A 25,645-nucleotide genomic window follows, 5' to 3' on the forward strand; every position below is an offset into this window, starting at 1 on the left:
TACTTTTTGGATACTATTAAGAGGAATGTGACAGGAAATAAAAATTATTTCAATTGCCAACGCAACCTTTAGCATTCCATAAAGACTAATAAAAAAGGACCGGGCGATCCTTAACCTGCCCCGATCAATAAAACCAACCTTACTTGAACCAGGAACAACTGATAAAAGGCTGCATTAAGCACAATGCCGGCGCGCAGGAAGAACTGTACCGCCGTTACAAGGACGTGCTTTTTACAGTGAGCCTGAAATATTGCAGGAATGAGGCCGAAGCCGAAGACAACCTGCACAACACATTTATTGAGGTCTTTACCACGATAGACAGGTATCAGGGCTCAGGGTCATTTGAGGGGTGGATGAAGCGCATAGCCATCAACAAAGCCATTGACAGCTACAAAAAAAGCATACAGCTTGTGCCCGTGAAAGAAGACTATAGTGAAGATACTGATGTAAGTGACGCTGAGATGGACCTTCCGCTGGACTACCTCCTTTCGCTCGTACAGCAATTGCCCGATAAGTACAGGCTGGTATTCTCTCTCTATGAACTTGATGACCATTCGCACAGTGAAATTGCGGCAATGCTCGACGTTAGCGAAGGTACTTCCAAAAGCAACCTGCACCGTGCAAGATCTGTATTAAAAGAAAAGATAACCGGCAGGCAGCCGCGCCCTAATTATAATATGAGTAATGGAAAGTAAGAAAGACATAGGCAAAGCATTTCGCGATAAGCTGGACCGCCTCGATAAGACGGCGCCCGGCAGCGGATGGACCGCTATATCGGGCGAGTTGCAGCAGATGAAGATGCAGCGAAGGTTTCCGTGGAAGCGCGTGCTCGGATCTTTGCTGCTGTTGCTTTTGATCGGGCTGGTAGCTACTTACCCACTTTGGGAGGATGATGTGCCTCATGTATATATAGAGATGCCTGAAGAACACGAAGGCCAGGGAGATGATATTAAGGAAAAGGGCATGCATGAAAAAAGCACTGCGGAAGAAGCCCAAAAAACGGGAACAAATTCGGTACAGGATAAAATTAATGAAGGTACCGGTACAGGGCTGACTATTATCCCGAAAGGGAACGATCCAAGAAATAGTATACAAACTGATAGTCCCATAAGTACGATCAGGCCAACGGGCATCGGGAACGAAAATTATGATGGGAACACTATTATCCCTTTGCCAAAAGCTGCAGCAGAAATGCCAATTCCGGATAAAACAAGTACAGGCACAAAATTCGCAACAGCCGGTACGGATGATGGTGAGGGAAAATATAAAATGCTTGATCTGAGCAGCGTAAATTATGGGACCGACACCTTAAAATTTAATAAAAATAAAAAGCTGGACACAAAACGGATCTCAGACAGTCTTAATAAACTATATGGAAAAGAAAGGGCGGGAAGAAAAAATAAGGAAAAGGAATGACGGCCCGCAAACAAGCAGGCAATGTTGTTATACAGGCAATAGATACATGCTCATTTTTTAGTTGCACCCCAAGCCCCGGCCGGAGCCTCCAAAGGCCGGGGTTTTTGTTAAAGTTTACGTAAAATGAAAAACTTTGTAACTTTTTGCGTTTTGGTTACGTATAACTAATACACACTTAAACTCAGGAATCTTTTAAATGAGACAATTAAAAATTACCAAGCAGGTTACCAACAGGGAAACTGCATCGTTAGACAAATACCTTCAGGAGATCGGAAAAGTGGATCTGATCACAGCGGATGAGGAGGTAGAATTAGCACAACGTATAAAAGCCGGAGACCAGAGAGCACTTGAGAAATTAACCAAAGCAAACCTTCGTTTCGTGGTGTCTGTTGCGAAACAGTACCAAAACCAGGGACTTACACTTCCCGACCTTATCAACGAAGGAAACCTGGGACTTATAAAAGCCGCACAGCGTTTTGACGAGACACGCGGTTTCAAATTCATATCGTATGCCGTATGGTGGATCCGCCAGTCGATCCTTCAGGCACTTGCCGAACAATCGCGTATCGTTCGCCTTCCGCTTAACAAGATCGGATCGATCAACAAGATCAACAAAATGTACGCACTGCTTGAGCAAAGCAACGAGCGGGCCCCTTCGGCAGAAGAGATCGCCAAGGAGCTTGACATGACGGTGAACGATGTTAAGGAGAGCATGAAGAACTCAGGCCGACACCTTTCGATGGACGCGCCACTTGTGGAAGGTGAGGATTCCAACCTGTACGATGTACTTCGTTCGGGAGAGTCTCCAAACCCGGACAGGGAGCTTATCCATGAGTCGCTTCGTACAGAGATAGAGCGTGCACTGGAAACATTGACCCCGCGTGAGGCCGATGTAGTGAGGCTGTACTTCGGATTGGGCGACCAGCACCCGATGACGCTTGAGGAAATAGGAGAAACTTTCGACCTTACCCGCGAGCGTGTACGCCAAATTAAGGAAAAGGCTATCAGGAGGTTAAAGCATACTTCCCGCAGCAAGATCCTTAAAACGTACCTTGGATAAATACCGGCCAGCAAAAAATGCCGCCCAAAATTTTATATTTTAAATATAATTTGTATTTTGGCGGTATAATTGCGCGATACACCGATATAACAATATATAACGTACCTACAGTTCAATAACTGTTCGTTTTTTGATTGATGATTGAACTCCGGCTGATTACCGGAGTTTTTTATTTTCATCAATTTTCTTTCCCTTTAAAACATTGTTACTAACTCAAATTATTTAAACCGGAAAATCTTACAGTATCTAACGCAAGCACTGTGCCAAAATTGTGAAGTAGTTAAAATAATTTTTTGTAAGAAGAAAGAGAGAAAGTCGTAAAGTTAGAAAGTCGTAAAGTTGGAAAGTTGAGTTTGTAACATACTTTTATTCGGATTATGATCTGCGACTTAATAACTTTAAGGCTTTATGACTTTCCAACTTTGCCACTCTGCAACTTAAAACTATATTTGCCGCACTAAACAACAACACAATAATGAAGAATACACTTATAGCACCCTCAGTGCTTTCGGCAGATTTTGCCAACCTGCAGCGCGACATCGAAATGATCAATAACAGCGAGGCCGACTGGTTTCATGTAGATATCATGGATGGTGTTTTCGTACCCAATATCTCCTTCGGGATGCCGGTACTGGAAGCTATTTCGCGCCATGCTAAAAAGACGGTCGACGTTCACCTGATGATCGTGAACCCTGATCAATACATTAAAACATTTGCGCAGCTTGGGGCGAATAACCTTACTGTACATTACGAAGCCTGCACCCATCTTCACCGTACGTTGCAGGCCATAAAGGCCGAAGGCATGAAAGCCGGTGTTGCCCTTAATCCGCACACTAACGTAGCTTTACTGGAGGATATTATTAACGATATCGATCTGGTATGCCTTATGAGCGTGAACCCGGGCTTCGGAGGGCAGTCGTTCATAGAGCGTACCTATAGCAAAATAAAGCAGCTAAAAGAGATCATTACGCGTAATGGCGCATCTACATTAATAGAAATTGATGGAGGCGTAAGCGATAAAAATGCGGTACAGCTTGTTGAAGCAGGCGCCGACGTGCTTGTGGCAGGTAATTACGTGTTCAGGGCCGGGGATCCTGTGGCAACTATTGCAGGTTTGAAAAAGCTTACCGCGATCTGATCTTAATAGTCATCAGTCCAAATAAAAAACTCCGAACATCTCATTTGTTCCGGAGTTTTTATTTAATGACCACTCATTGCAGTACTTTTAATCAGCTGTAATAGTTTTTATTTCAGATATCAACTTCCCATCGGCACTAAAGCCTTCGATCATCGCGTTCATCGTCTTTTGTCCTGTTTTTGGCAGCGTGAACTCAAACCCGCCATTTTCATCCGTCATTAAGACCGGTTCCCAATCGATCACGCCAAAATTCTCAAATCCCTTATCGGTAGTAGAGGTATATTTGATGTTCTCGAAAGCCGTCACTTTACTGAATCCATTTTCAAGGATGATATTGGGTGTTGCATTTTTAGAATTTACTCTCGCACCCTTCTTTAGGTATACCCTTATAATGCCCATGTAATTACGTACCGATGGCACTATGGCATGAGGGCTCATGTAAATTTCATCGACTTCGGATAACTGGATCATTCCCATCATCGAGTAATCCATCTGCTGCATATTGTCAATATAGAAGATCGGTCCGCTTGTGCCACCATTGATCGTATTTACCGTCCGGCTCGTAAGGCGCACCTGGCCGTTGCTTTCGGTTACGTTAAACCCTCCGTAGGTCTTTATATAATTAAGCAGGCTTTGGTACATATATTCCTGGGAATCGGAGATCTTGTAAGCTCTCAGGTTGCCATTACCAAAGTTTTTGGCATATTTCAGGCCGGTAGCTTCTATCGTGACCTCATCAAGCATTGTCATCTCACGATACACTGCGGGTGCGTCATAGTCCTGGGGTCCTGACTGCTGATAAAACTTCGGTTCAGGCTTGTATGGCTTGTTGAATTTTCTTGCGCCATTGGTTACTAATGGTGTTGTAGTGAGTTCCTTTGGTTTTTCGCCTTTTCGCAGCATCGTAAGGTTGATGTAGGAGGAATCTACTGCTACGATGTTCTCAAATATAAATTCCCTGTTCTCATTTACATCCGCCATGACATCTAAAGAGGATGTGATCGAATAGAGGCGCACCTTCGCGAACTTCGCTTCGCCTGCGATCCGCGGCAATGTGCCTTTGAGCGTTAGCCCCATGTCAAATTGGTATTTGTTTGCAGGAGGATTGCTTTTAATGGGGTTCCATTTGTATTTTGGGGACTGGTTGAGCAGGTAGAGGTCCAGCTCATAATTTTTTGACCTCGATGCATTAGCAAGATAGTACCGGCCGGATACAGGCCTGTGTCCATGTATGTGGGGGAGAAGAAGGAATGAACCGTAAATGTCATCGGTTTCGACCAGGCTCTTACTATTTTCTGGAAGAACTGAAACGCTGAGGTTCATGTTGGGATAGCTTACTTTTCCTTTATAAGTGATATCATCTCCTTTCTGCCCGGACCTGCCTATCTGGGCACTTAAGCCCTGTGGCAGGCTTTTAAATATCAGGCGGGATGCGATCTCATTCAGGTCATTATCCAGTATCCTTATGGTATTCACTCCCTCAAATAGGTCGGCAGCGGGCAGGGCAATGGTCTGTTCAGCACTGCCGGGTTTAAAAGAGAACTCATATACTGCCGACTGCTCATCCTGGTGGAGCAGTAAATACAATGGTTTTCCTGTAAATGCATCCGCCGTGTATTTATTGGTCTTTATCCGTACAACGGTTTTATCCGGAAAATTATTTACGTCAAGTGCAATGCCCCTTGCCTGGGGTGGGGGAAGGGGCTGTTCAAATTTATTGCCGTCAACCATCACGATCGCTTTGCATCCGGAAGCAGTGGCAGGAAGCTCAAATTTTCCATATCCCTTTTTGTTCAATTGCACCTTTAAAAGTGATCTTCCCGAACTATCAACGATATCGGCAGATGAAATCGCAACAGGATCGTTATTGCAGTCGGTTACGCTTATGCCTATAGTATTATTTATGTCACTTACCAGTGTACCGCCTTCCGGCCTGAAAACTATGTTCATTTTAGAAGGGTCGGCTTTTGCCAATGCGGTACCCGCGCCTTCAGCCTCATTAATAATGGCGATCTCGTACACTGCCGATTCATCTTCTGTAAAATTGTTCATCCAGTTGGTGTAGAATTGGAGGTAGTATTTACCTGATCTTAACTGGCTGTTCAGTTTAAAGTTGCCCGAAAAGCTGCCAATGTTACCGTATATAAGTTGCGTGTCCAGTATTTTGCCATCCTGGTCAATAATGGAAGCGTAGACGTTCACTGTAGAGAAGAAAGGCACATTCTTCCTTCGGTGGAATACGTAACCCTTGAACCAAACCTGCTCATGGGACATAAAAATGTGCTTGTTGAGGTGGACATGGATGTTTTCCCGCTCCAGAAAAAAATAATCGGTAAGGTACTTTGCGATCTGTTCTTTTTTATTTTCCTGTGCTGTGGTTTTTTGGCTGTAGCCGAATAAGGCCAATAAGATAAAGGCGAGTAGTGATCGTTTCATAAGGTTGTGGTTGGTTGGTAATTTCCGAACAAATATTATTCCCTAAAACGCAAATGCTTTAATTTATATTGAAATATTATGTAAAAATTAACATAATAAAAAAGGAGCGTTATCAAACGCTCCTTTAAATATTGTGACGGTATATCTTACATCATTCCTGGCATTCCGCCGCCCATTGGCATTCCGCCTCCGGCTCCTTCTTCTTTAATATCGATTAGCGCACACTCGGTAGTAAGGATCATTCCCGCAACCGAAGCAGCATTCTCAAGCGCTACGCGTGTTACTTTCTTAGGGTCGATGATACCTGCCGCAAGCATGTCTACATACTCGTCCGTCTTGGCATTGTATCCGAAGTCTCCGCTGCCTTCAGCAACTTTTGCCACTACTACCGATCCTTCAAGTCCGGCATTCTCAACAATAGTCCTCAATGGCGACTCTATTGCACGGGCAACGATCTGGATGCCTGTAGCCTCATCTGCATTTTCGGCTTTGATGCCTGCAAGAGCCGATTTTGCCCTTAACAGTGCCACACCGCCACCGGCCACGATACCTTCTTCTACAGCAGCCCTTGTTGCGTGAAGCGCGTCGTCTACACGGTCTTTCTTCTCTTTCATTTCCACTTCCGATGCCGCGCCAACATATAGTACGGCAACACCGCCAGCCAGTTTGGCAAGGCGTTCCTGAAGCTTTTCCCTGTCGTAATCAGAGGTTGTAGACTCTATTTGCGCTTTTATCTGGTTTACACGGTTCTTGATCATTTCGGCTTCGCCTGCACCATTCACCAGAGTCGTGTTGTCTTTGTCGATAACCACTTTTTCGCACGTGCCCAACATGTCAAGGGTAGCGTTCTCAAGCGTATATCCGCGCTCTTCAGCGATCACGGTACCGCCTGTAAGGATAGCAATGTCTTCCAAAAGCGCCTTTCTCCTGTCGCCAAAGCCAGGAGCCTTGACAGCAGCGATCTTAAGCGCGCCGCGAAGTTTGTTCACTACAAGTGTAGCAAGAGCTTCACCGTCTACATCCTCAGCAATGATCAACAGGGGCTTGCCCGATTGTGCTACCGGCTCCAATACAGGAAGCAGCTCCTTCATTGAAGATACTTTTTTGTCGTATAGCAATATGTATGGCCTTTCAAGTTCAGCCTCCATTTTTTCAGAGTTGGTTACAAAGTATGGAGAAAGGTAACCGCGATCAAACTGCATGCCTTCTACAACGTCAACATAGGTGTCAGTCCCTTTTGCCTCTTCAACTGTGATCACACCTTCCTTACCTACTTTGCCGAAAGCTTTTGCGATAAGCTCGCCAATGGTCTCGTCATTGTTCGCAGATATTGAAGCGATCTGCTTGATCTTTTCACTATCCGATCCCACTACTTTTGCCTGTTGTCCAAGATCGGCAACAATAGCCTCAACAGCTTTATCGATGCCACGCTTCAGGTCCATAGGGTTGGCGCCTGCCGCTACGTTCTTAAGGCCTTCTTTTACTATGGCCTGTGCCAAAACCGTTGCTGTTGTAGTACCGTCACCGGCAAGGTCGTTGGTTTTAGAGGCTACCTCTTTTACCATCTGTGCGCCCATGTTCTCAAGGGTATCTGCCAGTTCGATCTCTTTTGCTACCGATACACCGTCTTTAGTTACTGTCGGCCCGCCAAATGACTTGCTGATGATAACATTACGGCCTTTCGGGCCAAGGGTCACTTTTACCGCATTTGCCAATGCATCCACGCCACGCTTCAGTCCGTCGCGTGCTTCAATGTCGAATTTTATTTCTTTTGCCATTTTCTTTTGTAATATGTGTTTAAATGATAGACGCTTAGATTATCGCGAAGATCTCCTCTTCTTTCATCATAAGATAGTCCTTGCCTTCAAATTTCAGTTCGGTTCCTGCATATTTGCCATACAGTACGGTATCGCCTACCTTTACGGTCATGTCATGGTCTTTAGTACCATTGCCCACGGCCACTACGATACCTTTTTGCGGTTTCTCCTTAGCGGTGTCAGGAATGAATATCCCGGAAGCAGTTTGTGTTTCTGCGGCAACCGGCTCAACCAGAACACGGTCATGAAGGGGTTTAATGTTTAAAGCCATATTATATTGTTTTGTTATTAAAGTTATTCGTTTCTGTTTTGTCAGAAACTGTGCCATACTGCGGCGGCTGACAAATTTACAGATACAAAAAATGCCAGCATGAAAGTGCCGGCATTTTTTTAATTATATAATGTGAATTATTGTGCAGGTTGTGTTGCAGGTGCAGGAGTTCCTTGTGGCTGTCCGGCAGGTGCGGCAGGAGTCCCTGTTGCAGGGGCCGCAGTTTTTGCAGGTACCGCGCTTTCATCTATCAATGGCTGTTCGCCTGAAAATCCTGTAGAGAAGCTAAGGCTCGAAAGGAGGATAAGCGCGATGAGTATCGTGCCCAGTGTCCAGGTGCTTTTGTCAAGGAAATCAGTTGTTTTCTGTACGCCACCCATCATTTGTGTTCCGCCAAGGGTTGATGACAAACCGCCGCCTTTAGGGTTTTGAACCATAATTACGACTATTAGCAGAAAGCTCACTATCGTTATAAGTACCAGAAAAATTGAAAAGTTAACCATCGTTATTAATTGTTATTTTGTTGTAAAGTCTTTATGTCCGAAATACGGTCTGCAAAGAAAACACTTTTTTCCGGATATTTCAAAATTAAAATTTCATAAGCTTGTATCGCTTTCGAATATTTTTTCTGTTCGAGATAAACCCTTGCAAGCGTTTCGGTCATAAGGCTGGAATTGTCCTCCACACTGCGCTCAATGTTCGCGGGTGCGGGAATGGACCTGGCAGGCGCGATCTTAGGGTTGCTCTCTATGAACCTGTCGATCATGTCCAGCTTTTTGGTAAGTCGGTTTTTTTCTTCCGGCTCCGGGTCTGCCGTAACAATGTGTGCCTCCTCACGGCTGATGGGGGTGAGTTTTGACAGTTGAAGCCATTCGGCAAAAGAGTGCTTTTCGCCATCATTAAACTCCAGGGGCTTGCCTATATTAAGGTGTGTTTCGGCTTCGGTGATCTCTCCGGCAGCCTCATGCTGTTCTAAAGGCTCGTCCGTAACTACAGGCTCGTCATCTGTAACGATGGTCATTTCAGGCATTTGTTCAGGAATCGGATCGGTTTCAGATTCCGCTTCGGCAACCAATCTCTTTATCGATTCTTCAAGTGTGTCAACCACAGGTACTGCCACGACCTCGTTATCTGTCACGCTGATCTGTGCTATTGCCTCCAGCTGCTCGTCATACATCTTCTTCTGTACGCTCTGGAACTGCTCCGAAGTAATGAAGTCAAACAGCACCGAGCGGTCAGTACTATAAGCTGCCGTTTTTTTTAATTCAGTATTGTATCGAAAGCTGTCCTGGTTATATAGCCCTTTTAAATAAATGGCACGTGCGCTCTGCAGGAACGGGAACTCATTAAGGATCCGCTCCAGCTCGCCCGTCTGCTTTTCGTTCAGCGCGTAAGGCCTGTTCAAAAGGTGTATGTAGTCTTTCGTGTTCAATTAGTTTACAGTTTTAAGTTTACAGTTCACAGTCAGGCACCATAGGCCGTGAACTGTGAACTATAAACCAATTTACCATTTTGCCAGGGATTCGTTAAATATGTCCTGCGTGATCCTTTCGAATATCTCTTCGAGAGCGGCTGACTTTATTTGTCCCGACGGCAATTCATTGCCGGTGTAGTCATAGTAAAAACTGAAGCGCTTCTCAAAATCATCATCTTCCTTTTTCTTATTGGTAAAACGGACCATCACCGATATGGTAAGCCTGTTTTGCGATGCCCTTTGGTTGGCCGTAGCTGTCATCGGGGTAACGCGGTATTCGGTGATCTCTCCTTCATAGACCAGATCGCCACCGGAGCCTGTAAGTGTTAGGCGTGTATTATCCTTTATGCGATCTTGTAAGGTAGTAGTAAATATCCTTTCGATCCCCGGCTCAACAATGTCGGCTGTATTTTGGAACGACTTAACCTCAAATGTCTTTAAATTCTCGGGTATATTATCTCCGGACAATGTGTATTTCGACTTACAACCTGTTAAGGCAATAATAGTAAAAATCATAACGGCTGTCAAAACCTTTAACTTGCGAGTCACGACTTTCAAACAATTTACCATTTTGCAAGGGATTCGTTAAATATATCCTGCGTGATCCTTTCGAATATCTCTTCGAGCGCGGCTGACTTTATCTGCCCTGAAGGCAATTCATTGCCGGTGTAATCATAGTAAAAACTGAAGCGCTTCTCAAAATCATCATCTTCCTTTTTCTTATTGGTAAAGCGAACCATTACCGATATGGTAAGCCTGTTTTGCGATGCCCTTTGGTTGGCCGTGGCCGTCATCGGGGTAACCCGGTATTCTGTGATCTCGCCTTCATAGACCAGGTCGCCGCCGGTTGTCGTCAGGCTAAGGTTCGTCTGGTTCTGTATCAGGTTTTGCAGCCTTTGTGTAAAGTCGCGCTCAATGCCCGGCTCGACCAGGTCGGCCGTATTCTGGAAATAATTCACCTGGAATGTCTTGGCATCTATCTTGCCCGTCCCGGTAAAGTTATAAATGCTACATCCGCTTAGGGTAAAAATAATGGCGAATGCCAACAGAAATTGTATCTTTTTCATTTGATCGGCTTATAGGTCAAATTGTTTTATTTTGCGGTATAGCGTCCTTTCGGATATGCCCAGTTCGTCGGCGGCAGCCTTGCGCTTGCCTTTGTTGCGTTCCAGTGCCTTTTTGATAAGTTCTATCTCCTTTTCATCAAGGCGCAGGGTCTCTTCCTCCTCTACGGTCTCGGCGAATAGGTAGTTGTCGTCATCATCGTCGTCGTGGTTCTCCACAACAGGTTCCGGCCTTTGTGCCTTTTGCGGAGCAAATACCTCGGGCCTCGACAACTCTTCAAAATCGCTGTGGGTATCGTTGCCGTTGCCGTATATTTTCTGTATCAGTCCTTTGTTCGACTCGTGTACCTTATTGGTGTTGCCATTCTGCATAAGCTCCATGGTCAGCTTCTTCAGGTCATTGAGGTCATTCTTCATGTCGAACAACACCTTATATAGTATCTCCCTCTCGTTGCTAAAATCACTTTCGGCCTTCTGTCCCTTTACTACGGCAGGAAGATTAGTGCCTGCTTCCGGCAAATAGTGGCGCAGTGTGCTTAATGATATGTTCCGGTTGGTCTCTAAAACGGATATCTGCTCGGCTACATTGCGCAACTGTCGGATATTTCCGCTCCAGCGGTAATTTTGTAACAGTGATACCGCATTGTCGTCAAGTTTAATGGGCGGCATCTTGTATTTGTGAGCAAAGTCCGATGAGAACTTGCGGAACAGCAAATGGATGTCGTCCTGCCTGTCGCGCAATGGTGGTAATAATATTTCCACTGTGCTTAGGCGGTAATACAGGTCTTCCCTGAACCTGCCTTTCTCAATGGCATCGAACATGTTCACGTTGGTCGCTGCCACAATGCGCACATTGGTCTTTTGCACCTGTGACGAACCTACTTTTATGAATTCGCCATTCTCCAATACACGCAGCAGCCTCACCTGTGTGGTAAGTGGCAGTTCGCCTACTTCGTCGAGGAAGATGGTACCGCCATCAGCTACTTCAAAATAGCCCTCGCGGGTAGCGGTCGCCCCTGTAAACGCACCCTTCTCGTGCCCAAAAAGCTCACTGTCGATAGTACCTTCCGGGATGGCACCGCAGTTCACTGCAATATATTTGCCGTGTTTCCTGTGCGACAGGGCATGTATGATCTTGGGGATGCTCTCCTTACCCACGCCGCTCTCACCGGTAACGAGCACCGAAATATCAGTCGGTGCCACCTGTATGGCTTTCTCCACGGCACGGTTCAGCCTTGGGTCATTCCCTATTATCTCGAATCTTTGTTTTATCGCTTGTACGCTTTCCATAAATTAAGTTTCAGGTTTAAAGTTTCAAGTTGTCAATCGTTTCCCATAAGTTGTTGCGGCTCCAGTAACCTGAAACTTGAAACCTGAAACAAAAACTATTGCATTTGAGAATACCCCACAGCTTCACCGATCAGTGTAGCCGAAGTACAGTCGCTTACCAGCACGTTCACAAAGTCGCCCGGCTTGTAATCGCCTTTCGGGAAGACCACCACCGTATTTTGGGAGTTACGCCCGCTCCAGTGCGCATCGGAACGCTTTGATCCTTTTTCTACCAACACTTCCACGACCTGACCTACGAAACGCTGTGTGCGCCCCAATGCCATTTGCTGCTGCAGGTTGATGATCTCCACCAGCCTTCGGTTCTTTACTTCGTCTGGCACATCATCTTCCATTTTCCTTGCGGCAAGTGTTCCCGGGCGCTCGGAGTAGGCGAACATGAACCCGAAGTCGTACTTGCAATGCTCCATCAGGCTAAGCGTATCCTGGTGGTCTTCTTCGGTCTCGGTAGGGAAACCGGCGATCATGTCCTGCGAAAGTGACATTTCAGGGATAATGCGGTAAATGTTGTCCACAAGCTCCATGTATTCCTCACGGGTATGCTGGCGGTTCATTTCTTTTAGTATCCTTGTACTGCCGCTTTGTACCGGCAGGTGGATGTACTTACATATATTATGGTGTTTGGCCATTACCTCGATCACTTCCAGGTGCATGTCCTGCGGATTGGATGTCGAGAAGCGGAAACGCATTTTCGGGAAAGCGATCGCTGCCATGTCCAGCAGCTGTGCAAAATCGACCGCGGTAGCTTTCTGCATGTCAGATGCCTTTACGAAGTCCTTCTTCAGGCCGCCGCCGTACCACAGGTAGCTGTCCACATTTTGCCCCAGCAGGGTGATCTCCTTAAAGCCCCTGCTCCAAAGGTCCTGTATCTCCTCCATGATGCTCTGCGGTTCGCGGCTGCGCTCACGTCCACGGGTGAACGGCACCACGCAAAAGGTACACATGTTGTCGCATCCACGGGTAATAGATACAAATGCCGTCACGCCGTTACTGTTAAGGCGTACGGGAGAAATATTTCCATATGTTTCATCTTTGGACAATATCACATTGATGGCATCACGGCCTTCCTCAACTTCCTTTAACAGATTAGGAAGGTCCTTATAGGCATCAGGGCCAATTACCATGTCAACGATCTTTTCTTCTTCCAGGAACTGGCTTTTGAGTCGCTCGGCCATGCAGCCAAGTACACCCACCTTCATTCCGGGGTTGATCTTCTTTACGGCATTGTATTTTTCAAGCCTTTTGCGCACGGTCTGCTCTGCCTTGTCGCGTATGGAACAGGTGTTGACCAATACAAGGTCGGCCTCCTCAATGTTCTGGGTGGTATTAAATCCTTCATTGGCAAGGATCGAGGCTACTATCTCGCTGTCGGAAAAATTCATCTGGCAGCCGTAGCTCTCTATGAAAAGCTTTTTGGTGTTCCCTTCCTTCTGTTCCAAAACAAGGCTCTGTCCCTGCTTGTTCTCTTCAATTATCTTTTCCATATCACTCCTGTCGTGCTTTTTAGAACGGCAAAGATAGTACTTTATTCAATATTATGACAAGATGGCAGGAAGTGATTTCAGATTTTGATCTCAGGTACGCAGCGAATATTATCCGCGCTTACGATAATTAGACATCAGTGCAATTGGTACCGTAAAACCTCTTATGCAATATCATAAAATCATTTTTAAATTTCTTAAAAAAGCTTCTATTTAAAAAATTCGCATACTTTTGCCCCCAAAGAAACATGGAATGGCAAAGAATTTAGTGATCGTTGAGTCGCCTGCAAAGGCAAAGACCATAGAAAAATTTTTAGGGAAAGACTTTCAGGTAGAGTCGAGTTACGGGCACATTGCCGACCTTCCCAGTAAGGAGATAGGGGTAGATGTGAACAACGGGTTCAAGCCGCGCTATGAAGTGTCTTCTGATAAAAAGGCATTGGTTAAAAAGCTCAAAGACCTTTCTAAAACCGCCGAAATGGTTTGGCTGGCTTCCGATGAGGACCGCGAGGGTGAGGCGATCGCCTGGCACTTGGCGGAAGAGCTGAAACTGGATAAAGCCAAGACCAAACGCATCGTTTTCCACGAGATCACCAAGACTGCGATACTAAAGGCGATAGAGAACCCGAGGGGGATCAACTACGACCTTGTAAATGCCCAACAGGCACGCCGTGTACTTGACAGGCTGGTAGGGTATGAGCTTTCGCCAGTACTTTGGAAGAAAGTAAAAAGCGGACTTTCTGCGGGAAGGGTGCAGTCGGTTTCCGTGCGCCTTATCGTAGAGCGTGAGCGTGAGATACAGAATTTCAATTCGGAAGGCACATATAGTGTTACCGCCGAATTCGTGAACGAAGCCGGAAGATCATTAAAAGCAAAGCTCCCAAAGAACTTTTCGACCAGGCAGGAAGCCCAGGATTTTTTGAATAAAAATATTGGTACTATATATAAGGTGTCGGACCTTGAAACGAAACCGGCAAAAAAATCGCCCGCAGCGCCATTCACCACATCAACACTTCAACAGGAGGCATCGAGGAAACTTTACTTTCCGGTAGGTGTGACCATGATGCTGGCGCAGCGCCTGTATGAAGCGGGGCTTATCACTTATATGAGGACGGACAGCGTGAACCTTTCGCAGGAAGCCATGACGGCAGCGCAGGATGAGATCACCAGGTCGTATGGCAAAGAGTTCAGTAAGCCGCGTACCTATGCTACAAAAAGCAAAGGGGCACAGGAGGCGCACGAAGCCATCCGCCCGACCGATATGTCGCGCCATAGCGTGAACATCGATCGTGACCAGGCGAGATTATATGACCTGATATGGAAGCGTACGCTTGCCTCCCAAATGAGCGATGCCGAACTGGAGCGTACTAACGTGAAAATTGAAGCAAATAACCATAAGGAGCTATTTACCGCATCAGGCGAGGTGCTCTTGTTCGAAGGCTTCCTGAAAGTATACCTTGAAGGCAATGACGATGAGGATTCGGAACAGGAGGGGATGCTGCCTGCGCTTAAGGTAAATGAAAAGCTGACGAACAACTACATAACCGCTACCGAGCGTTTTTCCCGCCCGCCGGCCCGTTACACGGAAGCAGCGCTGGTGAAAAAACTGGAAGAGCTGGGTATCGGACGCCCGTCAACTTATGCGCCTACCATTTCTACCATCATCAACAGGAATTATGTAGAGAAGGGAAGCTTTGAAGGGCAGGAGCGTAAATACACGCAAATGGTGCTGAAAGGTGCACAGGTGTCCAGCCAGGAGCTCACTGAGAACTACGGCTCGGACAAAGGAAAACTGGTACCGACAGACATCGGTATCATCGTGAACGACTTCCTTGTAAACCATTTTGAGACAATACTTGATTATAACTTTACCGCTAAGGTAGAGCAGGACTTTGACGAGATCGCTTCGGGCAATGAGGACTGGACCAAGATGATGGGTGATTTCTACGGGCATTTCCATCCGACGGTACAAGACGTAGAAAAGAATGCCGAAAGGGAGTCGGGTGAGAGGATATTGGGTACCGACCCTAAGACCGGCAAGCCGGTAAGCGTACGCCTTGGAAGGTTTGGCGCCATGGCACAGATAGGAGATGCGGAAGATGAGAACAAGCAGTTCGCGAGCCTCATGCCTGACCAGAACATCACCACTATTACAATAGACCAGGCCCTGGCGCTGTTCATGCTGCCTAAGGCTTTGGGAACTTATAAAGGAGAAGAAGTTGAAGTGAACAACGGGCGTTTCGGTCCCTACGTGCGCTTTGGCAAAACCTTCATTTCGCTGCCGAAAGGGGAGGATCCGTTAGATGTTACCTTTGAGAGGGCACAGGAACTTATTGGCGAAAAAGAGCAGGCCGATGCGCCGATAGGCATGTACGAAGACCAGCCGGTGCAAAAAGGCGTGGGCCGTTTCGGGCCGTTCATCAAATGGAACGGGATGTTCATCAACGTAAATAAGAAATACGATTTTGACCGGCTTTCTCAGGACGATATTGTTAACCTTATCGAAGACAAGCTTCAGAAAGACCAGGATAAAGTGCTCCATAATTGGGAGGCAGAGGGGATAAAAGTAGAAAAGGCACGCTGGGGCCGTTCCGTTATCCTGAAAGGGAAGACCAAGATCGAACTGGGTAAGGATGTTGATGCGGCCGCACTGACACTTGACCAGGTAAAGGCAATGATAGAGGCCAAAGCCCCTGCAAAGAAAACAGCTGCTAAAAAACCAGCCGCAAAAAAAGCCCCTGCAAAAAAGACAACCGCAACAAAGAAATAACCCGCCATGCCTTTTGAATATTTAGAGCCTTTAGACAGTACACTGATTGAGTTCGTGAACGAGCTGCCGGCGCAATCGCTGGGCAGGAAGATCGTGTTGCATACAGAAGAGGTTTTTCCGGAAACGGAGAATGCCGCTATCGCCATTATTGGGGTGCCGGACAACAGGGGCATGAACGATAAAAAGGACCATGTACACCTAAATTATATCAGGAAGGAATTGTACAGCCTGTTCCCGGGTAACTGGCATAAAGCGATTATCGACCTTGGTGACATACCTTCGGGTGAGACTCCACAGGATACCTATTTTGCGATGAAAAGCATCGTGGAGATCCTGTTAAAGGATAAAGTGATACCTATAGTCATCGGGGGTTCGCAGGATCTCGCTTACGGCATGTACCGTGCCTACGACAAACTGGAACAGATGGTGAATATGGTGGCGATCGACAGCAGGTTCGACTTTGGGAAGGAAGATGAGGCAATGTCGGCAAGGTCATATCTTACAAGGGTGATCGTAGATGAGCCGAATAACCTTTTTAACTACAGCAATATAGGCTACCAAACGTATTATAACTCTCAGGAAGAGATCGACCTGATCGAAAAGCTGTATTTTGATGCTTATCGATTGGGGGAGATAAGTAAGGACCCTTCGGTCGCTGAGCCGGTCTTTAGAGATGCAGACATGGTGTGTGTTGACATGACAGCAGTTAAGTCGGCCGATTCCGGAAATATTGTTAAATTTATACCAAATGGTTTTGATGGCAAAGAAATTTGTACTTTAGCGCGCTACGCAGGGATCAGCGATAAGGTAAGTGCCTTTGGTATTTTCAACCATGAGGACACAAAGCAGGAGGCAGCCCTGATAGCACAGGTTATTTGGTACTTTGTTGAAGGGATGCATTACCGTTCGAACGAATATCCGTTCGGGAGTAAGGAGCAATACCTTAAATATATAGTGCCGATGGAAGGTGAAGAGCTCGTGTTCTACAAGAGCGACAAGACCGAAAGATGGTGGATCGATGTCCCTTATATATCGGGAGTTGATAATAAATTAAAAAGGAATACGTTATTACCATGTAGCTACGAGGATTATATTAGTGCATGTAACAACGAGTTTCCTGAAAGATTATGGAAAGCTCAAAGAAAAAACATAATTTAACGTTTTTGTTATAAAATACGAACGTTTATCGCTAAGAATTCAAATGTTTGCTTTTTGACGCGGTTTTTTTATTAAAAAAATTGTTTTTTTGAAAATAAATAAATAGGTTTACGCCCTTAAAAATAGAATTACAAAAACAACCCAAATCTATGAAGAAGTTCATTGCATTAACAGCAACTTTATCATTTTTAATCAGCTGTGGTTCCAGTGACCGGGGGGAACTGGTAGGTGTTAAAGGAAAAAAGTGGAGGCCTGAAAAGCCTTATGGTATGACTTTGGTTCCGGGTGGCGCTTTCATTATGGGTAAGTCGGACGATGACTTGGCTAACGTGCAGGATGCTCCTACCAAGACTGTAACTGTACGTTCTTTTTACATGGACGAAACGGAGATCACGAACAGCGAGTACCGACAGTTCGTAGAGTGGGTAAAAGATTCAACTATCAGGACCAGGCTTGCTATCCAGGCGGATGAGATGGGTGCTACACCGGGAAGCGGCGGTATTGGTGAATATGCATTTAAAGGTGCTGACGAAGGAGAAGAGCTTACTCCTTACGAAACATATATGAAGGAAAATTATTGGGATCTCCCGGACCCTAATAATCCTGACGACCTTTACGCCGGCAGGAGGCTGAACCGTAAGCCGAAACTTATTAGTGATCCGTACAAGTATCCGGATGCTGATTATGTAGAAGTTATGGACTCAATGTATCTTCCTGAGTCTGAATCGTATAATGGTGTGAGGACTATTGACGTTTCTAAGCTTGTGTTCCGCTATAAGTGGATGGATATCGAAAAAGCTGCGAACGACAGATCGACTTCAGTAAATTCAAGGGAAAAAAGGAGGCAGTACATCAAGTCTGAGCCGATAGCTATCTATCCTGATACAACGGCATGGATAAAGGATTTTGCATATTCTTATAACGAGCCAATGCATAACGACTATTTTTGGCACGATGCATACGGTGAGTATCCGGTAGTTGGTATTTCATGGAAAAAAGCAAAGGCTTTCTGTGCATGGAGGCACCTTAATAAAAATGCTTACCAAAAACAAAAAGGAAGGCAGTTCGTGAACAAGTTCCGTTTGCCTACTGAAGCTGAATGGGAATATGCCGCAAGGGGTGGCCTCGAGTCTGCAACATTCCCTTGGGGTGGTCCTTACGCTAAAAATGACACAGGTTGTTTCCTTGCTAACTTTAAGCCGAACAGGGGTGACTACGCGGCGGATGGTGCTCTTTATACTGTAGAGGCTCATTCATTTGATCCGAATGATTTTAATCTTTATAACATGGCCGGTAACGTTTCTGAGTGGACTGATTCATCTTATGATGCAGCGTCTTACGAATATGTTTCTACAATGAACCCTAACGTTCCTGACCAGACCAATAACCGTAAGGTAATTCGCGGTGGTTCATGGAAGGATGTAGGTTACTTCCTTCAGGTAAGTACGAGGGATTGGGAATATGCCGACTCGGCAAGGAGCTACATAGGCTTCAGGACTTGCCAGGATTATATGGGTACAGAAAGTACCGCAAATCAATAAGTAACCAACATTGTCTTTTGAATATTTAAATTTAACTTAACTAAAAACTAAAAATTATTTTTATTATGGCACTACCTAAAAAAGTTATGAATTTTGCCTACGGTATGGGAGCGGCAGTTGTTATCATCGGAGCTCTATTTAAGCTTATGCACTGGCCGGGGGCTAGTATAATGCTAATCGTAGGTCTTGGTGTTGAAGCCCTTATCTTTGGTCTTTCTGCTTTTGACCCTGTTGAAAAAGAACTTGACTGGTCTCTAGTGTATCCTGAGCTTGCAGGTGGCGAAGCCAAGAAAAAAGAGTTGAAGAAAGAAGATCCGAAAGAGGCTCAGGGACTACTTTCTCAGAAACTTGACAACTTATTGAAAGAAGCTAAAATTGACGGTGCGCTTATGGAAAGCCTTGGTAACAGCATCAAGAATTTCGAATCTGCTGCTAAAGGTATCTCTCCAACAGTTGATTCAATTGCTTCACAGAAAAAATACAGCGAAGAAATGTCTCAGGCTGCCGCGCAAATGGAGTCATTGAACAGCCTGTACAGGGTTCAGCTTGAAAGCGCTTCACGTAATGCTGAAGCTAACAAGGAGATCGCTGACAACGCAGTTAAGCTAAAAGAGCAGATGGGTGCTATGACACAGAACATCGCTTCTTTGAACAATGTTTACGGCGGTATGCTTTCTGCTATGGGCAACAGGGGCTAATCTCTAATTAGCAATTAATTTTATTTAACTAAAAGAAAAACAAACTAATTAGAAATGGCAGGAGGAAAATTAACCCCAAGGCAGAAGATGATCAACCTCATGTACCTGGTTTTCATCGCGATGTTGGCATTGAACATGTCAAAAGAGGTACTATCGGCCTTCGGCCTTATGAACGAGCAGTTTGAGTCTTCTAACGTAGAGGCTAAGAAAACTAACGATCAATTATACGAAGTTATTAAGCAAAAGGCTTCTGAAAGCGCTTCATTCGCTCCGGCTAAAGTAATATCGGATAAAGTAAAAGTGATCTCTGAAAAATTCGTTGCTTATATCGAGACACTTAAAGGTGATATAACAAAGGATATTGAAAGGGACGAGAACGGTAAGCTTCCATATGAGGCTATGGACAAAGGAGACAAGATCGACGAAGGCTGGTTCGAAGGAGACGGCTATTCGCCAAGAGGTAAGGAATTTGTTGCCGCTATCGAAAAATACAAATCTGATATCAAAGCTGCTGTAGGTAACGATGTGAAATACAAAGCTATTGTTAGGGAACTTGATAACAAATTCGCTACTGCTGATATCACTGACGGTGAAGGCGTAAAAAAGAAATATCTTGATTACCACTATAAAGGTTTCCCTTCGATCGCATCTTTAACGAAGCTTTCTGCCATGCAGAACAACGTTAAGGTAATGGAAGCTAACGTTTACAACCTTGCTCTTGGTAAGGCGGCTATCGATGCTACATCGATGAACAAATACCAGGCTATCGTTGTATTAGACAAAAATGCATATTTCCAGGGTGAAAAAGTTACCGGTAAGGTAGTTCTTGGAAGGTATGACGAAGATACTAAACCTGTATCTTTCGAAGGCCCGGGTAAAATTGACCCGGCTACAGGCCAGGCAAAAATTGAAATGACCGCAGGTGGTGTAGGTGAGCAGAACATTAAAGGTAAATTCAACTTCCTTGAAGATGGTAAGAATGTTCCATTGGCATTTGAAGGTACTTATGTTGTAGTTCCTAAGCCGAACTCAGCTACTATCTCTGCTGACAAGATGAATGTTGTTTACCGTGGTGTTGATAACCCGATCTCAGTATCATTCGCAGGTATCGGTTCTGATAAAGTTTCTGCTTCTGCTCCGGGTATGAGGGCTGCTGGAAAAGCTGGTCAGTATATGCTTACACCTGGTTCAGGAACTGAAGTTGTTGTAAGTGTTACCGGTAAGCTTCCTGACGGATCATCTGTTAGTGATAGGAGAGCATTCCGTATCAAAGGTCTTCCTAACCCTACCGGTCTCGTAAGGGGCGAGGTAAACGCTAAAGGCTCTAAGTCAAACCTTGAAGTTGTAACTGTATCTGCTATCATGGAAGATTTTGATTTCCCTGTAACAGTTAACGTTACACAATTTAACCTTAGGGTTCCGGGACAGCCAACGATCGTTGTTCAGGGTAACAAAATGGATTCAAGGGCTAAAGCGGCGATCGCTAAAGCAGGTAAGGGTGATATCGTAGTTATTTCTGATATCAAAGCTAAATTCACTGGTATCGACCAGGCGCCGAAAAGAGTTTCAACGTGTACGTTCGAAGTTCAGTAATAGCTTAATTATTTTAACATACAAAAGTATAGACACATGAAAAGGATTTTTTCAATGCTGGTTTTCTTCAGCCTCGTATCCGGGGGAGTGTATGCGCAATCAAACCTTTTGAATGCAAAGACTCCTGGAGAGATAGGTAAGAAGACCGCGCAACAGGATTCACTGGATAATGATAATCCGCTTCCTTACGGCTACGTGGGTGACAGGGATGTATTGCTGGCCAGGAAAGTATGGGAACGCATTGATATTGATCAGAGGGTTAATTTCCCGATGTACTTTCCTATAGAAGGTAATCTTGGTCCTGACAGACAGCCCCTTTACCACGTTCTGTCGAGCGCTATACGTGATGGTAGAATTACCGAAGTGTATGATGACAGCTACTTTACAACTAAGAAAACACTTAAGGATATTGAGGCTTCCCTGACAAAGATCGATACAACCGACGCAGGTATTGAAGAAATGAACACTGATCTTGCAGCATACAGGTCTGGTAAAAAGACCATATCGCCGGAATATATCAACAGGACTGACATTGATGCCAGTCACGTTGCCGGGTATGATGTTGTAGGCTTATGGTACTTTGATAAGCGTCAGGGTGAATTGAAATACAGGATGCTTGGTATTTCTCCTATCGTTCCGGATGTTTACACAATGAACGAGGCAGAGAAGACATACATCAATATTTTTTGGGTATTCTTCCCGGCGGCAAGGAACGAGCTTCACAAAGCCAAAGCCTTTAATGAAAAGAATTCTGCCATGCCAATTACGTTCGACCACCTTTTAAACTCAAGGCGCTTTAGCGGCGTTATGACTAAAGAGGAGAACGTTTACGGCGATAGGCTTATACAGGACTATTTGAAAGATAATTCACAAATGCAGCTGCTTGAAGCGGAACGTATCAAAGATAAGATCCGTAACTTTGAGCAGGACATGTGGAATTACTAATTTCATTGTTCTAAAATAACAAAAACTCTTACCCTTGTGGTAAGAGTTTTTTATTTTTACCCCATGAAAGATCTTATCATTGTAGGTGGTGGGCTGGCCGGGATCAGCTTTGCAGAAACGGCTTTTCGCGAAGGGAAGACCTTTACGATTATTTCTGATGACTCTCAAAATTCATCATTAGTAGCCGGCGGGCTGTATAATCCTGTTATCCTGAAACGGCTGAACATGCCACAGGATGCAGTATCGCACATGGCATTCATCAGACCATTTTATAAAGCCATTGAAGAACGACTGAACATCAGGTTTGACATTCAAATGCCGATATACAGGAAATTTGCTTCTGTTGAGGAACAGAACAATTGGTTTGCTGCAGCAGATAAGCCGGGTCTTGATCAATTCCTGTCCTTAAATATCATCCACAAAAACTATCCGTGCATTCCTTCCCCGTGCGGTTTTGGCGAAGTATTGCATACAGGCTATCTGGATACGGCGGCACTGGTTACAGGCTACCATAACTTTCTTCGGGAACATGATAGTTTAGTAGAGGAGAAGTTTGATCATCATTCTCTTGTGATCCATGAGGGTCATATTGAATACAAGGGCTTACAGGCTTCAAATATTGTTTTTGCCGAAGGATTTGGAATAAAGAAGAATCCGTTGTTTAAAGATCTGCCATTAAACGGCACGAAGGGTGAGATGTTGGTTATTGAAGCGCCAGACCTTGAACTGGATGCCATTATCAAAGCGGATGTGTTTATCCTTCCATTAGGTAATAGTCTGTTTAAAGTTGGTGCGACCTACGAATGGGAAGACAAAACCAATACACCCACCGATGCTGCACGTGCCGAACTCGCTGCCAGGCTTGAGGAGATCATTACCTGCGATTATAAGGTTGTACATCAACTCGCAGGCATTCGCCCAACGACCAAAGACCGCAAGCCCCTGATTGGAACACATCCAGATCATAAGAATGTACACCTGCTAAACGGTTTAGGTACTCGTGGGGTAATGCTCGGCCCACCCATGGCAAGGGAGTTATTCGACTCTATTGTTTCCGGCGATCCTGTCCGTAAGGAAGTAAATCTGGTGCGGTTTATGTAATACGGTTTGTAAATGCTACCTTTGCGCAAAATTGCAGACACATAATGCTGAACATACATAATTTATCGGTGTCCTTTGGCGGGACCTATTTGTTTGAAGAAGTAACTTTCAGGCTCGGCGCCGGCGACAGGGTAGGCCTTGTGGGTAAGAACGGGGCGGGTAAGTCGACTATGCTGAAGATACTCTCAGGAGACATCGCGCCTGATTCTGGTGTTATCGCGACCGAAAAAGAAGTGAAACTGGGTTTCCTAAGGCAGGATATTGACTTTGTCAAAGGCCGCACAGTACTTGATGAAGCTTATCAGGCATTCGAGGAAATTAAGGCTGCGGAGAAGAAAATAGATGACATCAATCACCAGCTGGTGACCCGTACCGATTATGAAAGTGAGTCGTACTCAAAACTAATTGAAGACCTGAGTGACCATAGTCACCACTATGAGATACTAGGCGGTTACAACTACGTAGGGGATACTGAAAAAATATTGCTGGGGCTTGGCTTTAAACGTGAGGATTTTGATAAGCTGACCGATACCTTTTCGGGTGGATGGCGTATGCGTATCGAACTGGCAAAACTCCTGCTCCAAAATAATGACGTGCTGTTGCTCGATGAGCCTACCAACCACCTCGATATCGAGAGTATCATTTGGCTCGAATCCTTCCTGAGGAATTATCCGGGAGTAGTGATCATCGTATCGCACGACAAAATGTTCCTCGATAATGTGACCAATCGGACTATAGAAATTTCATTGGGCAAGATATACGACTTCAATAAACCATATACCGAATACCTTGATCTTCGACACGAGATAAGAGAGAAGCAGCTGGCGACGCAAAAGAACCAGGAGAAGAAGATCGAGCAAACCGAAAAGCTTATCGAAAAGTTCAGGGCTAAGGCATCCAAAGCTTCGATGGCACAATCGCTCATCAAAAAGCTGGATAAGGTAGAGCGAATAGAGGTGGATGAAGATGATAATTCGGTAATGAGCATATCGTTCCCTGTTTCGCAAACTCCCGGGCGTGTGGTGGTCGAAGCCGAACACGTTACAAAAAAATACGGTGAGAAAACTATTTTAAAGGATATTGACCTTTTGGTGGAACGAGGTAGCAAAATTGCATTCGTAGGCCAGAATGGACAGGGCAAATCGACTCTGATAAAAGCCATCACCAAGGACATAGATTATACCGGGAACATAAAGTTGGGTCATAACGTACAGTTGGGTTACTTTGCGCAAAACCAGGCCGAATACCTCAATGGCGAGATCACCCTGCTTGAGACCATGGAAAATGCCGCTACCGACACCAACCGCATGAAAGTGCGCGACATGCTGGGCGCTTTCCTTTTCCGGGGGGATGATGTTGAAAAGAAGGTTAAGGTGCTTTCCGGGGGTGAAAGGAACAGGCTGGCGCTTTGTAAGCTGCTGCTTCAGCCTATTAACGTACTGGTAATGGATGAACCTACCAACCACCTTGACATCAAGTCTAAGAATGTACTGAAAGCCGCCCTTCAGAAGTTTGAAGGTACGCTGCTGCTCGTATCGCACGACAGGGATTTCCTTCAGGGGATGGCCAATACGGTTTATGAATTCAAAGACCAAAAGATAAGGGAATACCTGGGCGACATTAACTTTTACCTTGAGCAGCGCAATATGCAGAATATGCGCGAGGTGGAGAAAAAAGACCCTGTTGTAAAAGAGGCTCCTAAAGCAGCGCCAAAGCAGCCTGTATCTTATGAAGACCAGAAAAAGAATAAAACCCTGCAGAACCGTCTTTCAAAAATAGAGAGCCAGGTACAGGAACTGGAAAGGGAGATCCAAAAGGATGACCGTGCGCTTGCCGAACATCCGGAGAAGTTAATGGGCGACCCTGCCTTCTTCTCGGCTTACGAAAAGAAAAAGAAAGACCTGGATGCCCTGATGGAAGAATGGGGAACGGTACAGGAAGAAATGGAAAAGGCATAAAATAAAAGTCTCCGCAGTGGCGGAGACTTTTTCGTTAATTCTTAGTCTTAATTTCGACTTCCTTCTTTTGGTTGGTGATGATCACATTATTCTTTTTCTCACCATCCTTGCTTTGAATGCTTACACCGTCTTTACCAATGCTTACCGAAGTTCCGTCAGGCTCCTCTTCAGCTTTTGTGGTCGTTGTGGTCGTAGTGCTGGTAGCAGTAGTGTTATTTGTTTGTGGCTGCGGCGTTGGTTCCGGGGCCGGCTCTTCCACTGGTGGAGGTGTTACAGGAACAGGCTCTTCTTTCTTTTTGCAGGATGCCAACATCATTAGCGACAGTCCAGCCATCATGATCACTTTTTTCATATTCTTACTTTTAAGGTTATCTATG

General features: G+C 45.2%; 22 protein-coding genes. 12 read left to right on the forward strand and 10 right to left on the reverse strand.

Annotated features, from left to right (window positions below):
- Positions 1-143: 143 nt before the first annotated feature.
- From ACT6R0_RS07900 to rpe, 4 genes are all read left to right on the forward strand, one after another.
- Positions 144-695, forward strand: a complete 552-nt coding sequence (locus ACT6R0_RS07900; RefSeq protein WP_444652842.1) for an RNA polymerase sigma factor — start codon at positions 144-146, stop codon at positions 693-695.
- On the forward strand, positions 685-1,416 hold the full coding sequence (locus tag ACT6R0_RS07905) for a hypothetical protein (protein WP_444652840.1): 732 nt from the start codon (positions 685-687) through the stop codon (positions 1,414-1,416). Before ACT6R0_RS07900 ends, ACT6R0_RS07905 begins: the two co-directional genes overlap by 11 nt.
- A 196-nt stretch (positions 1,417-1,612) precedes the next feature.
- The gene (locus ACT6R0_RS07910) at positions 1,613-2,476 is read left to right on the forward strand and encodes a sigma-70 family RNA polymerase sigma factor (RefSeq protein WP_020212501.1); all 864 of its coding nucleotides are present in this window, start codon (positions 1,613-1,615) and stop codon (positions 2,474-2,476) included.
- Between the two features lie 475 nt (positions 2,477-2,951).
- A complete protein-coding gene (gene rpe, locus ACT6R0_RS07915; protein ID WP_444652838.1) occupies positions 2,952-3,614 on the forward strand; it encodes a ribulose-phosphate 3-epimerase in 663 nt (220 codons plus the stop codon).
- An 87-nt stretch (positions 3,615-3,701) separates the two neighbouring features.
- Here the strand turns inward: rpe and ACT6R0_RS07920 are convergent, their stop codons facing one another.
- The 9 genes from ACT6R0_RS07920 to miaB all read right to left on the reverse strand — a co-directional run bounded on the left by ACT6R0_RS07920 (position 3,702) and on the right by miaB (position 13,507).
- Positions 3,702-6,050: a hypothetical protein gene (locus tag ACT6R0_RS07920; RefSeq protein WP_444652837.1), complete on the reverse strand. Its 2,349-nt coding sequence runs from the start codon at positions 6,048-6,050 to the stop codon at positions 3,702-3,704.
- Between the two features lie 146 nt (positions 6,051-6,196).
- A complete protein-coding gene (gene groL, locus ACT6R0_RS07925; RefSeq protein WP_444652835.1) occupies positions 6,197-7,828 on the reverse strand; it encodes a chaperonin GroEL in 1,632 nt (543 codons plus the stop codon).
- 34 nt (positions 7,829-7,862) lie between these two features.
- Entirely contained in the window at positions 7,863-8,138 is a 276-nt protein-coding gene (locus tag ACT6R0_RS07930) for a co-chaperone GroES (protein WP_444652834.1), read from the reverse strand.
- A 137-nt stretch (positions 8,139-8,275) separates the two neighbouring features.
- Positions 8,276-8,641, reverse strand: a complete 366-nt coding sequence (gene secG, locus ACT6R0_RS07935; RefSeq protein WP_444652832.1) for a preprotein translocase subunit SecG — start codon at positions 8,639-8,641, stop codon at positions 8,276-8,278.
- Between the two features lie 5 nt (positions 8,642-8,646).
- Positions 8,647-9,570, reverse strand: coding sequence for a tetratricopeptide repeat protein (locus ACT6R0_RS07940; RefSeq protein ID WP_444652831.1), 924 nt, complete (start codon positions 9,568-9,570; stop codon positions 8,647-8,649).
- 72 nt (positions 9,571-9,642) lie between these two features.
- Positions 9,643-10,128 (reverse strand): LptE family protein, encoded by a 486-nt coding sequence (locus ACT6R0_RS07945; RefSeq protein WP_444652830.1) that lies wholly within the window; start codon positions 10,126-10,128, stop codon positions 9,643-9,645.
- 47 nt (positions 10,129-10,175) lie between these two features.
- The gene (locus ACT6R0_RS07950; RefSeq protein WP_444652829.1) at positions 10,176-10,679 is read right to left on the reverse strand and encodes an LptE family protein; all 504 of its coding nucleotides are present in this window, start codon (positions 10,677-10,679) and stop codon (positions 10,176-10,178) included.
- 9 nt (positions 10,680-10,688) lie between these two features.
- Positions 10,689-11,966 (reverse strand): sigma-54 interaction domain-containing protein, encoded by a 1,278-nt coding sequence (locus ACT6R0_RS07955; RefSeq protein ID WP_444652828.1) that lies wholly within the window; start codon positions 11,964-11,966, stop codon positions 10,689-10,691.
- Positions 11,967-12,061: 95 nt separating this feature from the next.
- Positions 12,062-13,507, reverse strand: coding sequence for a tRNA (N6-isopentenyl adenosine(37)-C2)-methylthiotransferase MiaB (gene miaB / locus ACT6R0_RS07960; RefSeq protein WP_444652826.1), 1,446 nt, complete (start codon positions 13,505-13,507; stop codon positions 12,062-12,064).
- 250 nt (positions 13,508-13,757) lie between these two features.
- Between miaB and topA the strand changes: the two genes are divergently transcribed.
- The 8 genes from topA to ACT6R0_RS08000 all read left to right on the forward strand — a co-directional run bounded on the left by topA (position 13,758) and on the right by ACT6R0_RS08000 (position 25,268).
- Entirely contained in the window at positions 13,758-16,274 is a 2,517-nt protein-coding gene (gene topA / locus ACT6R0_RS07965) for a type I DNA topoisomerase (RefSeq protein WP_444652825.1), read from the forward strand.
- A gap of 6 nt (positions 16,275-16,280) precedes the next feature.
- Positions 16,281-17,432 carry a formimidoylglutamase gene (locus ACT6R0_RS07970; protein WP_444652823.1) on the forward strand — a complete coding sequence of 384 codons (1,152 nt, stop codon included), beginning with the start codon at positions 16,281-16,283 and terminating at the stop codon, positions 17,430-17,432.
- Positions 17,433-17,581: 149 nt separating this feature from the next.
- Positions 17,582-18,973, forward strand: a complete 1,392-nt coding sequence (gene porK / locus ACT6R0_RS07975) for a type IX secretion system lipoprotein PorK/GldK (protein ID WP_444652821.1) — start codon at positions 17,582-17,584, stop codon at positions 18,971-18,973.
- Between the two features lie 62 nt (positions 18,974-19,035).
- Positions 19,036-19,671 carry a type IX secretion system motor protein PorL/GldL gene (gene porL / locus ACT6R0_RS07980; protein WP_444653186.1) on the forward strand — a complete coding sequence of 212 codons (636 nt, stop codon included), beginning with the start codon at positions 19,036-19,038 and terminating at the stop codon, positions 19,669-19,671.
- Positions 19,672-19,725: 54 nt separating this feature from the next.
- Positions 19,726-21,264 carry a type IX secretion system motor protein PorM/GldM gene (gene porM / locus ACT6R0_RS07985; RefSeq protein WP_444652820.1) on the forward strand — a complete coding sequence of 513 codons (1,539 nt, stop codon included), beginning with the start codon at positions 19,726-19,728 and terminating at the stop codon, positions 21,262-21,264.
- 36 nt (positions 21,265-21,300) lie between these two features.
- Positions 21,301-22,209: a type IX secretion system ring protein PorN/GldN gene (gene porN, locus ACT6R0_RS07990; RefSeq protein ID WP_444652818.1), complete on the forward strand. Its 909-nt coding sequence runs from the start codon at positions 21,301-21,303 to the stop codon at positions 22,207-22,209.
- A 63-nt stretch (positions 22,210-22,272) separates the two neighbouring features.
- On the forward strand, positions 22,273-23,310 hold the full coding sequence (locus ACT6R0_RS07995) for an NAD(P)/FAD-dependent oxidoreductase (protein ID WP_444652817.1): 1,038 nt from the start codon (positions 22,273-22,275) through the stop codon (positions 23,308-23,310).
- 44 nt (positions 23,311-23,354) lie between these two features.
- Positions 23,355-25,268, forward strand: coding sequence for an ABC-F family ATP-binding cassette domain-containing protein (locus tag ACT6R0_RS08000; RefSeq protein ID WP_444652816.1), 1,914 nt, complete (start codon positions 23,355-23,357; stop codon positions 25,266-25,268).
- A 34-nt stretch (positions 25,269-25,302) separates the two neighbouring features.
- Here ACT6R0_RS08000 and ACT6R0_RS08005 read toward each other — a convergent pair whose 3' ends face one another.
- Positions 25,303-25,620: a hypothetical protein gene (locus tag ACT6R0_RS08005; protein ID WP_444652815.1), complete on the reverse strand. Its 318-nt coding sequence runs from the start codon at positions 25,618-25,620 to the stop codon at positions 25,303-25,305.
- Positions 25,621-25,645 lie beyond the last annotated feature (25 nt).

Origin of the sequence: Flavobacterium sp., from assembly GCF_052437795.1 — a bacterium.
Classification (GTDB): domain Bacteria; phylum Bacteroidota; class Bacteroidia; order Flavobacteriales; family Flavobacteriaceae; genus Flavobacterium.

What these genes read in the sequence shown, in the direction of transcription:
- ACT6R0_RS07905 (WP_444652840.1), top strand. Translation starts at nt 685, where the DNA reads ATGGAAAGTAAGAAAGACATAGGCAAAGCATTTCGCGATAAGCTGGAC.
- ACT6R0_RS07910 (WP_020212501.1), top strand. Translation starts at nt 1,613, where the DNA reads ATGAGACAATTAAAAATTACCAAGCAGGTTACCAACAGGGAAACTGCA.
- rpe (WP_444652838.1), top strand. Translation starts at nt 2,952, where the DNA reads ATGAAGAATACACTTATAGCACCCTCAGTGCTTTCGGCAGATTTTGCC.
- ACT6R0_RS07920 (WP_444652837.1), bottom strand. Translation starts at nt 6,050, where the DNA reads ATGAAACGATCACTACTCGCCTTTATCTTATTGGCCTTATTCGGCTAC.
- groL (WP_444652835.1), bottom strand. Translation starts at nt 7,828, where the DNA reads ATGGCAAAAGAAATAAAATTCGACATTGAAGCACGCGACGGACTGAAG.
- ACT6R0_RS07930 (WP_444652834.1), bottom strand. Translation starts at nt 8,138, where the DNA reads ATGGCTTTAAACATTAAACCCCTTCATGACCGTGTTCTGGTTGAGCCG.
- secG (WP_444652832.1), bottom strand. Translation starts at nt 8,641, where the DNA reads ATGGTTAACTTTTCAATTTTTCTGGTACTTATAACGATAGTGAGCTTT.
- ACT6R0_RS07945 (WP_444652830.1), bottom strand. Translation starts at nt 10,128, where the DNA reads ATGATTTTTACTATTATTGCCTTAACAGGTTGTAAGTCGAAATACACA.
- ACT6R0_RS07950 (WP_444652829.1), bottom strand. Translation starts at nt 10,679, where the DNA reads ATGAAAAAGATACAATTTCTGTTGGCATTCGCCATTATTTTTACCCTA.
- ACT6R0_RS07955 (WP_444652828.1), bottom strand. Translation starts at nt 11,966, where the DNA reads ATGGAAAGCGTACAAGCGATAAAACAAAGATTCGAGATAATAGGGAAT.
- miaB (WP_444652826.1), bottom strand. Translation starts at nt 13,507, where the DNA reads ATGGAAAAGATAATTGAAGAGAACAAGCAGGGACAGAGCCTTGTTTTG.
- topA (WP_444652825.1), top strand. Translation starts at nt 13,758, where the DNA reads ATGGCAAAGAATTTAGTGATCGTTGAGTCGCCTGCAAAGGCAAAGACC.
- ACT6R0_RS07970 (WP_444652823.1), top strand. Translation starts at nt 16,281, where the DNA reads ATGCCTTTTGAATATTTAGAGCCTTTAGACAGTACACTGATTGAGTTC.
- porK (WP_444652821.1), top strand. Translation starts at nt 17,582, where the DNA reads ATGAAGAAGTTCATTGCATTAACAGCAACTTTATCATTTTTAATCAGC.
- porM (WP_444652820.1), top strand. Translation starts at nt 19,726, where the DNA reads ATGGCAGGAGGAAAATTAACCCCAAGGCAGAAGATGATCAACCTCATG.
- porN (WP_444652818.1), top strand. Translation starts at nt 21,301, where the DNA reads ATGAAAAGGATTTTTTCAATGCTGGTTTTCTTCAGCCTCGTATCCGGG.
- ACT6R0_RS07995 (WP_444652817.1), top strand. Translation starts at nt 22,273, where the DNA reads ATGAAAGATCTTATCATTGTAGGTGGTGGGCTGGCCGGGATCAGCTTT.
- ACT6R0_RS08000 (WP_444652816.1), top strand. Translation starts at nt 23,355, where the DNA reads ATGCTGAACATACATAATTTATCGGTGTCCTTTGGCGGGACCTATTTG.
- ACT6R0_RS08005 (WP_444652815.1), bottom strand. Translation starts at nt 25,620, where the DNA reads ATGAAAAAAGTGATCATGATGGCTGGACTGTCGCTAATGATGTTGGCA.